12 protein-coding genes and 1 pseudogene are annotated in these 11,719 nt (G+C 62.4%); 5 read left to right on the forward strand and 8 right to left on the reverse strand.

Features of this window, described 5'->3' with window-relative positions:
* Positions 1–30: 30 nt before the first annotated feature.
* From GA0061101_RS21900 to traA, 4 genes are read right to left on the reverse strand one after another with little or no spacing between them, the layout of a single operon-like run.
* Positions 31–648: a TraH family protein gene (locus GA0061101_RS21900; RefSeq protein ID WP_028753557.1), complete on the reverse strand. Its 618-nt coding sequence runs from the start codon at positions 646–648 to the stop codon at positions 31–33.
* A 17-nt stretch (positions 649–665) separates the two neighbouring features.
* Positions 666–1,829 (reverse strand): conjugal transfer protein TraB, encoded by a 1,164-nt coding sequence (locus GA0061101_RS21905; RefSeq protein ID WP_028753558.1) that lies wholly within the window; start codon positions 1,827–1,829, stop codon positions 666–668.
* The gene (gene traF, locus GA0061101_RS21910) at positions 1,819–2,385 is read right to left on the reverse strand and encodes a conjugative transfer signal peptidase TraF (protein WP_028753559.1); all 567 of its coding nucleotides are present in this window, start codon (positions 2,383–2,385) and stop codon (positions 1,819–1,821) included. Before traF ends, GA0061101_RS21905 begins: the two co-directional genes overlap by 11 nt.
* Entirely contained in the window at positions 2,382–5,693 is a 3,312-nt protein-coding gene (gene traA / locus GA0061101_RS21915) for a Ti-type conjugative transfer relaxase TraA (RefSeq protein WP_092574857.1), read from the reverse strand. Before traA ends, traF begins: the two co-directional genes overlap by 4 nt.
* A 255-nt stretch (positions 5,694–5,948) precedes the next feature.
* Between traA and traC the strand changes: the two genes are divergently transcribed.
* The 5 genes and pseudogenes from traC (at position 5,949) to GA0061101_RS21940 (ending at position 9,715) form a co-directional block, all read left to right on the forward strand.
* Positions 5,949–6,245 (forward strand): conjugal transfer protein TraC, encoded by a 297-nt coding sequence (gene traC / locus GA0061101_RS21920; protein WP_028753561.1) that lies wholly within the window; start codon positions 5,949–5,951, stop codon positions 6,243–6,245.
* A 4-nt stretch (positions 6,246–6,249) separates the two neighbouring features.
* Positions 6,250–6,465: a type IV conjugative transfer system coupling protein TraD gene (gene traD, locus GA0061101_RS21925; RefSeq protein WP_028753562.1), complete on the forward strand. Its 216-nt coding sequence runs from the start codon at positions 6,250–6,252 to the stop codon at positions 6,463–6,465.
* Positions 6,458–8,431, forward strand: a complete 1,974-nt coding sequence (gene traG, locus GA0061101_RS21930) for a Ti-type conjugative transfer system protein TraG (RefSeq protein WP_028753563.1) — start codon at positions 6,458–6,460, stop codon at positions 8,429–8,431. The genes traD and traG overlap by 8 nt, the downstream gene beginning before the upstream one ends.
* A 383-nt stretch (positions 8,432–8,814) precedes the next feature.
* A pseudogene (locus GA0061101_RS21935) lies at positions 8,815–9,254 on the forward strand (thermonuclease family protein).
* A gap of 203 nt (positions 9,255–9,457) precedes the next feature.
* On the forward strand, positions 9,458–9,715 hold the full coding sequence (locus tag GA0061101_RS21940) for a WGR domain-containing protein (protein WP_015341943.1): 258 nt from the start codon (positions 9,458–9,460) through the stop codon (positions 9,713–9,715).
* A 32-nt stretch (positions 9,716–9,747) separates the two neighbouring features.
* On the opposite strand, the gene GA0061101_RS39505 is transcribed toward GA0061101_RS21940, so the two are convergent.
* From GA0061101_RS39505 to GA0061101_RS21960, 4 genes are all read right to left on the reverse strand, one after another.
* The gene (locus GA0061101_RS39505; protein WP_167540210.1) at positions 9,748–9,921 is read right to left on the reverse strand and encodes a hypothetical protein; all 174 of its coding nucleotides are present in this window, start codon (positions 9,919–9,921) and stop codon (positions 9,748–9,750) included.
* A gap of 317 nt (positions 9,922–10,238) precedes the next feature.
* Positions 10,239–10,730, reverse strand: coding sequence for a hypothetical protein (locus tag GA0061101_RS21950; protein ID WP_015341941.1), 492 nt, complete (start codon positions 10,728–10,730; stop codon positions 10,239–10,241).
* 323 nt (positions 10,731–11,053) lie between these two features.
* Positions 11,054–11,218 (reverse strand): hypothetical protein, encoded by a 165-nt coding sequence (locus GA0061101_RS39510; RefSeq protein ID WP_167669584.1) that lies wholly within the window; start codon positions 11,216–11,218, stop codon positions 11,054–11,056.
* A gap of 324 nt (positions 11,219–11,542) precedes the next feature.
* The coding region (locus GA0061101_RS21960) for a DUF736 domain-containing protein (RefSeq protein ID WP_141694110.1) at positions 11,543–11,719 on the reverse strand (177 nt) is incomplete at its 5' end.

The raw sequence follows: 11,719 nt of genomic DNA on the forward strand, positions 1-11,719 counted from the left end.
GCGCCGATCATCCCGGACGAAGCTGTGCAGCTACTTTTGCCCACCGATACGCGAAAGATCGATCCGCATCCCCGCTGCGCCAACTTCCCTCTCATCTTGAGGTTCGGCGTCGGTCGGCAGGGAAGCGTCGTGTGGTGCGTCATCAGTTCCACCGCTGTCGATCGGCTCACGCTGATTGACGACTGAGCCCCCTGGATCGGGCGCCTGGAAAACGCTCACGCCCTCGAATTCCCCGGTCTTCCAGGCATAGACAGCGTCCTCGAATATTTGCGGGAAAACCTCATCGCTTTTCGGATTGCCATACCATTTGGCGACGATGCGCAAGACTTTCGCGAACATCGCCGTCCCCTTGCGAAGGTTTTCGCAACTGTCGAGCAGGTCGGGCTTCAGATCGGCGACATCCTTGATCCCAACGCCGGCGGGAAACTGGGTCAGGCCGACGCGAACCACCGCCTGACCGACATACTGCCGGACGATCGCCATCGCCTCGTCCGATGTTTTCGCCTTCGGAACGAGGATCAAGCGGCCACCGGATTTGACGGTGACGGCCAATGGATCGTTGGAGCCTGCAGCTGCCACGAACTGTTCGACGATCGCGGCTTTCAATGAAGGGTCAGCGCATTTTTGGATGAGGGCCGCGTCGAGCATGACGTCTCCTTGGGCAATCAGGTGTTGAAGGAAAAGACAATTGGCTTGGCAAAGAGGCGCGCCCAGGCTTGGGCGCTCGCGCGCTGAATGGCGACGATGGATGTCCCTTGCGTCCACCAGCCATTGCCGGCAGCGACAATGAGGTCGGGATCCTCGAGCATGGAGTGCAGGACCGGCCAGACGATCAGTTGCTCGTAGCAGATCAGTGGCGCTATCCGATGGCCAGCGGCAGTCGCGACAGGATTTTCGAAGACATGTGCCCGCGCACCGCCGCTCTGAGAGAGCAACGCGCGCCACGGCTGCCACATCGAACCCGGCACCGGCATGCGTTCGCGATAGAGGGTCCGCGCGCCCTTGGTGGAGATAGCGACCAGAACATTATCGTATCCGCCCGCATCGATGACGGCCGCGCCGGCGATGACGGTGACGTCAGTTCCCCGCAGAGCTTGCACCCAGAACCGTTCGACGGTGAGCGTCCAGAAGCCCAGCGAGCTTTCAGGAAGAACAATCGTGCGTGCGCCCCCCGATGCCCGATCCTTCACCGTGGCAATCAGATCACGATGACGCTCGATGCTGGAGTCACGGCCGAGCAATGCGCCCATTTCAAGGTCGACCCCCTGCCACGATTCAGCTAGTTTCGGTTCGTCCCAGGTTGCGGCGGACCCGATCCAAAAGCCTGCCACGACAATCGCGACAGCTGGCCACATGCGGGTTACGAGGCCCACGAGGCCGGCTGTCGCGGCAACCAGTCCCCACCATCCCCATCCCGGAAAGAGCACGCCCGCCGCGGTGATCGGATGCGCCCATCCGGTTATGCCGAATGGCGGAATGGCCATCAGAGCCGCCGCCAGGAGATAGTGGCACGGACGAACACCCGTCCTCTTTGTCCAGAGGACGGTGTGCACGATGATGAAGCCGACGGAAGCACAGAGCCAAAGCAGTAGTCCCGGCCAGAGGTCCGAGGAATAGAAGGTGGCAACGCCCTGTGGCAATCCATGGGATGCGGCGAGGAAGTAGCCAGCCGAGATCATTGCTGCCGTCAGCCTCGTTCGTGCATGCGCCCAGAGAACCGGAAACGCGAACGCGGCCGGAAGAAGCAGGACGTGGCCACTCCATCCCACCACTCCGGCGATGACTGAAACGGCAATCAATGCGCCTGGCTGGAGGTGCTCACGGCGCACAGGTGAGCACCGGTTGCGCCAGGCCGAGGATTCCTGAGGCGGGCAGAGGGCCGAAATAGCGGGAGTCATAGGAGCTCCGGAACGTTGAGTGGAGAAAGACGCTTTCGTCAGGCACGACCCCGCCGGGATAGGACGTCATTGGCCGGCCGTTGCCGTCCCGTTCAGCCAATTCGGAAAAAGCGATCCGGCGTCCATCGATCGTCACGTCGGCGTCGATTTCGACATGCTGCCCGGCAACGGCGACGACCGTCTTGATGAGCGGCGCAACGCCGCCCGGGCAGGTGCCGGCGCGGAGATAGCCACGCTCCCTTGCCTCCCGCATAGCTGTCGTTTGCGGGGGGCAAATGAAGATGAGGTCGCCAGGAGACACAGGGCGATCGAGCGCCACGATGCGCCAGAGGCCGAGGGGTTCGCTCGGTGTCAGGTTGATGCGCAAACCGCCGACGATTGCCGTAGCAACACCGCCCCCAACGATGGATGCCGCCAGGGCCAGGAGCAGGACAGCATGGGTCCTTTGACCGCGTCGCGTCCCAAACGCAAATACGAGTGTCTTCATTTGAGCGAGAGCCCCTGGCTCTTCGTCTGGCGCAGCGTCTCCGCCTGCTTCAGCGCCTCGGTCGTGCGCTCATGCGCGGCGAGCTGCTGCACCGTCCGCATCGAATTCCACGCCGCTCGCACCTCCGCTTTCTGTCCGGCTGTCATTCCCGGAGTGACGGCATTGAACGTCTGCCCGTTGGGGTCCTTCGCAGCGAGTGACAGGAAAGTTCGCTCGCCGAAACGCTCCGAGACAGCCTTTGCGAAACCCTCCAGTTCCGCCTTCACCATTTTGTCGGCGAGCGCATATTCGAGGCCGGCGGGCAGGTCGTTCCGGTCGATCGCATCGCGAACGCGTTCCAACGTTTGTTTTGCGTTTGGCGACAGCGCGGGAATATCGATCGAGACCTTCAGACGGACAGCGCGTTCTTCGACCTCGAATTTGCGTTCCGCCTCCGCCCGCTGACGCAGGTAGCGCTCAAGGTTGCGGGCCAGGGCCGGCGCATTCGTTTGAGCCTTTTCTCGCTCCTGCTTGTCGGCGTGGCTGGCGAGAATCCCGTTCTTGCCCTTCAGCGCGCCGAAGCTTTCGGGCTGCGATCCGATCTTGGCTATCGTGGATTTCGCAACGGTCTCGTCCTTCAGCATCGCGTCGACATTGACGGCCTTGAACGCGCTTTCCGGCTGGGCGTAGACGAGGTGGAAGCGGGTCGAGACCTCCTCCCATTGCTTCTTCAATCCCGGATCGGCTGCGACCTTGTCCTCTATCGCCTGGTCGAACGATCTGGCGAAGCTTGTGATGCCCGAGACCATCGGCTTTGCCTCCTTGGTGCTGTTTTGGGTTGGGGACTGCGCGGCGCCGCGGACGAGTCCGAGCTTGCCGGCGACGGCGGCAAGGCGGAGACCGAGATTGGCAAGTTTTTGCTTCTGACTGACGACCCATTCCAGCCGGTCGCGAACCAGGGTGCGGGCGACATTGACGAAATTGAGACCGCGGGCTTCGGCAAACTGAAGCGCTTGGCGGTAGAAGGCGCTCTTCTCGTAATCGAGCGTCGTTTCCTTCGCATTCCTTCGCGACAGGATTGGGATCAGCCCGCCGTTCCTCGCGAAGGATCTGCGGCCGTAGTAGACGGCCAAATCCTCGCGATGACGGGTCATGGCGACATAGGTGAGATGGCGGTCGAGCGAAAGGGAAGCGAGCACCTTGACCTGGTCGACCGTCGCACCCTGGCTCTTGTGGATCGTCGTGGCATAGCCGTGGTCGAGGTTGTTGTAGAAGCGATCTTCGACCAGCACGTGGCGGGCATTCTCCCCATCACCGATCAGCGCGGTGATGCGCCCCGGTCCTACTTCCACGACCTTGGCCAGCATGCCGTTCTTTACGCCGAGCGATCCCTCGTTCTTCAGGAACACGATCTGGTCGCCGACGGCGAAGTTGCGTTCGCCATCAGCGGTCTTGAACATGTTTCCCTGATCGAGAACCCCACGTTCGATGAGTTTGATCCGCGCCATCTGGTTGAGCATGCGGACGTCACGGCGCAGATGAGCGAGGATCAGCGACGTCTTCGCCGGATCGTAGTCGTGGTCCCACGCAGCGATGAGGTTGTCGACAGCGTCGGCTTTGAGATCCGCTCCGATGACCCTGCCATTGGCGCGATAGGCGTCGACCGCCTTGCCGACCTTACCGCGTGCTAGATCAAGCGAAGCGTCACGCATCCATTGCTGGCGCTGGCGGTAGATGGTTTCGAGTTCGGCATAGCCGATGCGATCGGCAATGGCGCGAAAGGCGGCACCTGCCTCGATCGGTTGAAGCTGCTCGGGATCGCCGACGAGAACGAGCTTGGCGCCAGTCTTCGTCACCGCTTCGACGAACAGCGCCATCTGCCGAGATGACACCATGCCGGCCTCGTCGAGAACGAAAACCGTCTTGCTATCGAGCTGATCCCGCCCTTGGTTCCAGCGCAGCTCCCATGACGCAAGCGTGCGCGAGATGATGCCCGCTTCCTTCTCCAGGCCCTCGGCCGCCTTGCCGGCAAGTGCGCCGCCGACGACGTGATAGCCGGCCGCTTCCCATGCCTCGCGTGCCGCCTTCATCATCGTCGTCTTGCCGGCGCCGGCACGGCCGATCACGGCGGCGATCCGCTCAGGTCCCGCCACATGTTCGATCGCCGTTTTCTGCTCATCCGAAAGACGCTCATGGCGCTCGAATGTCGCCGCCAGCACTGCCTCGCGAACGCCATGCGACGATCGCTGAGACAGCCAGACGGCGCGATTGGCCATCTCGGCTTCGAGCCGGATCATGTCGCGCGTCGTGTATTTGGCCGGCACTCGGATGCCGCTGGCAAGGTCGATCCGCTCGCGCTCGATGCGGAAGGTTTCGGGGCAGAGCAAGATCCTCACCATCAGGCTTTGGAACAGCACCGCGTCGTCGACGTAACGGTGCAGGATTTTAGCCACGTCCCGTTCGTCAAAGACGCTCTTCTCCCGCATGATCAGGGCAAGCACGAGCTCAGGATTCCTGTCGATCCGCCTGACATTTTCGCTCCGCCTCGCCTCCTGCAGTTCGAGACGCTCGAGCTCGACCGGCTCGGACGCACCATCGGATTTTCGTTCGATCGCCTTCGTGCCGACGCCGAGATGGATGGTCGGTTCCAGGTCAATTCCCTGCTTCTCGAAGGAGCGGCCATCGACGCGGATGTCGAGACCCGCAAGGGCCAGGTGCCGGTTCTGGCAGGCAAACCATCCGTCCCGAAACAGGTTGAAATCGTCGATGCTTCCGGCCCAGAGCTCATAGACGATCTTGCCGGCATCGTTGCGGATCGAATTGCCGTCTGGCCCCGTTACCGGGACCTTCTTAGCGCCAAACCCATCCGCAGTCAGTGGCCGCAACGTCGTCATGAGATGGACATGCGGATTGCCCGGTGCGTCGTGATAGACCCAGTCCGCGACCATGCCCTTCGCCGTGATGTGCTGCTCGACGAAATCCCGCACCAGCGCAACGTTCTGCTCGGGCGTCAACTCGATCGGCAAGGCGATCGTCACATCCTTGGCGAGCTGGGCGTCGGAGCGTTTCTCGAAATCTTCGACCTTGTTCCAGAACGCTTCCGAGGCGCCGCCCACCGATCGATCCGCAATCATCGCGCGCAGCCATTCCGGCGCATCGGCGGGGATGACGAACTCTTCGTGGAGCAAACCCTGCTTGCGGGTGTAGTCGATCGTCCGCGCCTCGCGCTCATACTCCATCTTGGAGCAGTGCCGGTAGGCCGCCGACAGCACCGCGCTGCGGCCGGAGCCGCGGGCGACGACGCTGACGGAGAAATGGGGGACGGCCACGGCGGAGTTCTTTCCCGGTTGCGAACAATATCAACGGGTTCGTCGGGAGCGGCAGGCCCCGCCAGGGCCTAAAAGCAGGGCGTCGCGGCAGCGACGTATAATTGCGCCCTTCGGATCCGCTCCTTCGGAACGGCCGGGATCATTCACCAAAGCATCGCCGCTGGCGATTGCATGATCCGCCTAGTGCGTTCCGCGCGTCGATCGGGAAGACTGGCCTCGCAAGACAAAGCTTTCTCACCCAGGAGTCATCAGCACATGAAGAAGCCATCCTCGAAAATCCGCGACGAAATCGCCAAGCTCCAAGAGCAACTCAAGGCGGCCGAGACCCGGGAGGCTGAGCGCATCGGCCGGATCGCGCTCAAGGCAGGTCTCGGCGAAATCGAAGTCGATGAGACAACGCTGCAGGCAGCCTTCGAGGACCTGGCGAAGCGGTTTCGCGGAGGAAAGGTCGCTGCAACCGGAGGGAAGAAGGTGGGTAGCGCCGGCGAAAGCAGCGCATCGTCCACGCAGGACGCGGCTGGCGCGACTGCGGGCGGGACTGCTGAGGCTTGAGCGGATGGCGCGCACGGCGACTTCCGACGCCCGCAAGAAGGACACGCGGGAAAAGATCGAGCTTGGCGGCCTCATCGTCAAGGCCGGGTTTCGCTACGAGAAGCGGGCGCTGCTGCTCGGGCTTCTCATCGATGCCGCCGGCCGGCTGAAGGGAGATCAGCAGGAGCGCCTTCGGCTCACCGCGATTGGTGCTGCGGCGTTCGGAGAGAGCGATGAATAGAATCGTTCTATACGTCGCACCCTGCGCATTGATGATGCTGACGGCAGTCGGCATGGCGGGGGTCGAACACTGGCTTTCCGCCTTCGGCAAGAGCGATGCCGCAAAACAGATGCTCGGCCGGGCGGGCATCGCTCTGCCCTATGTCGTCGCCTCCCTCGTCGGCATCGTCTTCCTGTTTGCGGTGGCCGGCTCAGCCAGGATTAGGTCAGCCGGTTGGGGCGTTTTCACGGGCGCGATCGCCACGCTCGTCGTCGCGATCCTGCGTGAGACGATACGGCTCTCCGCGTTCCGGGGCGAGGTGCCGGCCGGCAAGTCGATCCTGAACTATCTCGATCCCGCAACGACGATCGGCGCGGCCGCCGTGCTGATGTCCGTGTTGTTCGGCATGCGGGTGGCGATCGCCGGCAACGCCGCTTTCGCCAGGTCCGAGCCGAAACGCATTTACGGCAAGCGGGCTCTGCACGGCGAGGCCGACTGGATGAAGCTGTCGCAAGCCGAAAAGCTGTTTGACGCGGATGGCGGCATGGTCATCGGCGAGCGCTACCGGGTCGATAGGGACAGCGTCGCGGCATACGCGTTTCGCGCCGACAGCGCCGAGACGTGGGGAGCAGGCGGGACCTCACCACTGCTCTGCTTCGACGGCTCGTTCGGCTCGTCGCACGGCATCGTCTTCGCCGGCTCCGGCGGCTTCAAGACGACATCGGTCACGATCCCGACGGCGCTCAAATGGGGCGGGGCGCTCGTCGTCCTCGACCCGTCGAATGAGGTCGCTCCGATGGTGTCGAAGCACCGTGGCGACGCCGACCGAGATGTCTTTGTCCTCGATCCGAAGCGCTCGGAGATCGGCTTCAACGCGCTCGACTGGATCGGCCGGTTCGGCGGAACGAAAGAGGAGGATATCGCCTCGGTCGCCTCCTGGATCATGAGCGATAGCGGCGGCGCGCGCGGCGTTCGTGATGATTTCTTCCGCGCCTCGGCCTTGCAGCTGCTGACAGCGCTGATTGCCGATGTTTGCCTCTCCGGCCACACGCCGGAGAACGACCAGACGCTTCGGCAGGTGCGCAAGAACCTCTCCGAGCCGGAGCCGAAACTGCGGGAGCGGCTGCAGTCGATCTACGACAACTCAGACTCGGACTTCGTGAAGGAAAATGTCGCGGCTTTCGTCAACATGACGCCCGAGACCTTTTCCGGCGTCTACGCCAACGCGGTCAAGGAAACACATTGGTTGTCCTATCCGAACTACGCCGCCCTGGTCTCGGGTACGAGCTTTACGACGCAAGATCTTGGAGAGGGAAAGACCGACATCTTCATCAATGTCGATCTCAAGACGCTGGAAACGCATTCGGGCCTGGCGCGCGTCATCATCGGCTCGTTCCTGAACGCGATTTATAACCGCAATGGGCAAATGGAGGGCAGGACTCTCTTTCTCCTCGATGAGGTCGCGCGCCTCGGCTACATGCGCATCCTTGAGACAGCCCGCGACGCCGGTCGGAAATACGGCATCACGCTCCTCATGATCTACCAGTCGATCGGCCAGATGCGCGAGACCTATGGCGGTCGCGACGCGGCAAGCAAATGGTTCGAAAGCGCGAGCTGGATTTCCTTTGCCGCCATCAACGATCCCGAAACCGCCGATTACATCTCGCGCCGTTGCGGCATGACGACGGTCGAGATCGACCAGGTCAGCCGCAGTTCTCAGGCGAGGGGATCGTCTCGCACACGATCGAAGCAACTGGCCGCCAGACCTCTGATCCAGCCTCATGAGGTCCTGCGCATGCGTGCCGACGAGCAGATCGTCTTCACGGCGGGGAACGCACCGCTGAGATGCGGCCGTGCCATCTGGTTCCGGCGAGAGGATATGAAGAGGTGCGTCGGGACGAACAAGTTTCACCAGCTCAAAGGCAGGCCCGACGCGCATCCGATCGAGCCGGCGCGCAGTGCAACGAGCAAGGCCGATCGAGCATAATGAAGAGTATCGGAGAAATCAGCATAGCGGCCGCCCAACGGGCGGGATTTCGGGAATTCTCGTCGTGCGAGGGGCGGGAAACAGCGCAGCCGCAGGAGCCTCAACTTGAGTAACCCGAAGGGGAGGCGGGACCGACTGCGCCCCGCCTGCGCACACCATCCTGCCGGCCCGACTTCAGGTCGGGCCGTAAACGCAGATGAAACCAGGTCCGAGATAGCTTGAGGCAAACAGAAGAGGACGGGCAAGTGGCGAAATCGAATGTGGTTCCGTTAAGAAGGCCGCGGAAGTCCGGCAGTAGGAATGATCGATATCGCCTGCGGGGAAAGTCACCCCAGTCCGGACAGAAAGGTCCGCGCACATCGCTGATGGCGTTGATCTCAGCCATCATTGTTGCTGCTGGAGGCTGGTTTGCCTTCGGCGGCGGCGATCTCTCTGGCGTACTCGCTTTGGCCAGAACGCCGGCGGCAGATAGATTGGCGGCCGCGTTTGCGTTTTGCGCGAGAGCGCGCGCATGAACTGCGTCGTCGACGGCGATACCTTCTGGTTCGAGGGCCAGAAAATCCGCATCGCGGATATCGACACGCCGGAACTCAGCCCGCCGCGCTGCGAAGCGGAACGCATCAAGGGCGAGGCGGCGAAGGCACGCCTGCTGGCGCTGCTGAATGCCGGCAACTTCTCGCTTTCCGCTGGCTTGCGCGATGAAGACAAGTATGGTCGCAAGCTCCGGACCGTAACACGATCCGGGCACTCGATCGGGGACAGACTTGTCGATGAGGGCCTCGCCAGGCGCTGGGACGGTGCCAGACATGGATGGTGCGGCTGAGGACCCGCGAGAGGATCGTTGCCGGATGGCCGAAACCGCCCGGCGGGTTCGGGGAGCGTGAGCGAGTAGAGCCGTGCGCCGAAGGCGTCTCGCACCAAGCCTGTCTCGTCCCCTCGCTTATCATCACCGTCGTGAATCGATCAGCGCCGACCGATTCATAAGTGTCGTTGGACGCGTTTCCCGGGGTCGGCGATTCTACCCTCATGATCGCGCAACCCTACCATCTTTATGTCGAACGCACCGATGTAGCGAAGAACATGGCGCGCTATTATGCCATGTCAATCGAGCCGAACCTGTTCGGGGACGTCTGTCTCCTGCGCAAATGGGGCCGCATCGGAAGCAAGGGACAGATGATGATCCATCATTTCGGTCGGGAAGAGGAAGCTGTAGACCTGTTCCTCGATCTGCTCCGACGAAAGCGCAAGCGCGGCTATCGTCCGCGCGCCTCAGTGGCACAATGAGAACGGCCCGCCGAAGCGGGCCGTAAGGCGCCTCATCGGCGCAGGTTCCAATCGGTCTCGAACGACACTTCGATGTCAACGAAGAACGGGATCTTGATCGCAAGCTTCAATGCGAGCTTGCCCTTGCGGAAGAAGTGGCTGATCACCTTGCCGAGGGCGCGGAGTTGGCGGCCGGTGGCGGCGAGGAATTGAGCGAGCTGTTGCATGATGGATCTCCTTGTCGATTGCGTCATTGCGGGGATCGACAGCAGACCGGGAAGCAGGGTTGCACCTTGCAAGGCCGAAACGGATGTGGAGGATCTGGCGGCGCCTGAATTTTGACGCGCGAGGAGCCGCAGAATGCGGCGGGGAAAATTCCGGCGGCGCCAGGTTGCGGCCGGACGGACGGGCTGCAATATCCCCGATGAGAGATGACAGCTTGTCGACAAGGAGACGTTGAACTGGTCGCGCTCGCTGCGATCGAAAGCTTGCCAATGCCCTCACGCAGCCGCTCTCGCCGTCCGCGGAAATCGCAAAAGCCGCCTCAGGAGCTTTCGTACGTTGTGTAGACGACACGGGCCGCATGAATGACGATGCCTGTTTCCTGGCGGATATCCCTGACGATCGCTGCCAAGGAACCCAGTTCGGTCTCGCACATCGCGACCAGCCTTGGATAATCGATATCGACGCCGTCGCAATCCGCCGACAAAGCATTGGTCCAACCGCCACCGTTGATGCGGTATTCGTGCGTGTCGAAATCGATCTCGAGCTCATCCTGCAAGTTGATGGTGAAACGCTCGAACATCTCGTTCTCGCCTGCGAGCCGATAGGCGGCATAGTCGTCGTCGCCGGCAAGAACGCTCCGTTCCAATGCCATGATGGTGCGGAGGCGAGCGTGAGCCGCATCGAGCCCTTCGATCAGGCGGTCATGAAGCGCTCGTGAAAACGTGGTATCGCAGCCGAAGCGGTTTGCAAGCACGACGAGCCGGAAACCGGAAAGCTTCGTGTGGAGCATAAGGTTCTGATCCGTGGTCATGATGTGATCTCCTTCATCTTGATGACGGAGATCGGCCACTCCGTGGCAAAGAGGGGTCAAGGAGCGCGGAACGCGACTTGCAAGCGGGGGAGCCGATTTTTCGGGTAGCGCAGCGACGGAAAAATTGGGGGAGACCGCGCCGTTCTTGACGCCGGATTTGCTGGAGTAAAATGGGACGTCAGAGAGAGAAGAGACCCGCGGGCCAGAAGGGGCCGCGACCGTATCCGGCGGGAGCCGGCGGGAGTGTCGAGGGGTGAAACCCCCGACAGCCGATAAGCCGGTCAATCCGGCGAACCGGCTCGACGTGCCGCAGAAAAGCCGCCTCAGAAAGGCGGCTCGGCTTCGATGATGCCGTCCTGTTCGGCAAGCGCCACGGCCAGATCAGCCTGGGCGAGCTGAAGCTCCGCTTCGACCTGGCGCCGCTCGACGGCATCGCAGGCGTTCCTCAACTCGGCCCGCAGTTCCTCGATGTGCTGTTCGATCGTCATCGTCTAATCTCCTTGAGTTCGTGAAAGACGAGACCGCGGGGCGGGAGGAGATGACGGGGTCAAGGAGCGCGGCAGCGACCGGCGGAGCCGGCGCGTGGGGGAGCCGATTTTGTTGGAGCGCAGGTACGAAGCGGAGGCAAAATTGGGGGGAACCGCGCGTCCTTCGACGCCGACATTTTCTCCCGACACGATACCCCGATCTGAGCAGACAATTGTCCCTCTCCGTATCGCACCGAAAAAGCCGGCGGCAGGCTCGATGCCTGCCGCAGGCTTGTCTCTGTCACCGGTTTTGACCCCGCCTTTCGGCGGGGCCTTGTCCGGGTCTCAGTCCCGGTTGGGGCGGGACCAGATCAGCTGGTAGCCGTCCTCGCCTTCGACCTCGGTGAGCGTTGCGTAGATCGGGGCGGGGAAGCTCGGATCGTCGAGCTTGACCGAGAGGTAGTCGCGGTCCTGCTCCGAGCGCTTCTGCCAGGCCGCGCCCAGCTCGACATTGCCTGCGTA

Source organism: Martinezella lusitana (assembly GCF_900094565.1).
GTDB lineage: Bacteria > Pseudomonadota > Alphaproteobacteria > Rhizobiales > Rhizobiaceae > Rhizobium > Rhizobium lusitanum.

Coding starts and splice junctions, on each gene's coding strand:
- GA0061101_RS21900 (WP_028753557.1), bottom strand. CDS start 648: ATGCTCGACGCGGCCCTCATCCAAAAATGCGCTGACCCTTCATTGAAA.
- traF (WP_028753559.1), bottom strand. CDS start 2,385: ATGAAGACACTCGTATTTGCGTTTGGGACGCGACGCGGTCAAAGGACC.
- traC (WP_028753561.1), top strand. CDS start 5,949: ATGAAGAAGCCATCCTCGAAAATCCGCGACGAAATCGCCAAGCTCCAA.
- traD (WP_028753562.1), top strand. CDS start 6,250: ATGGCGCGCACGGCGACTTCCGACGCCCGCAAGAAGGACACGCGGGAA.
- traG (WP_028753563.1), top strand. CDS start 6,458: ATGAATAGAATCGTTCTATACGTCGCACCCTGCGCATTGATGATGCTG.
- GA0061101_RS21940 (WP_015341943.1), top strand. CDS start 9,458: ATGATCGCGCAACCCTACCATCTTTATGTCGAACGCACCGATGTAGCG.
- GA0061101_RS39505 (WP_167540210.1), bottom strand. CDS start 9,921: ATGCAACAGCTCGCTCAATTCCTCGCCGCCACCGGCCGCCAACTCCGC.
- GA0061101_RS21950 (WP_015341941.1), bottom strand. CDS start 10,730: ATGACCACGGATCAGAACCTTATGCTCCACACGAAGCTTTCCGGTTTC.
- GA0061101_RS39510 (WP_167669584.1), bottom strand. CDS start 11,218: ATGACGATCGAACAGCACATCGAGGAACTGCGGGCCGAGTTGAGGAAC.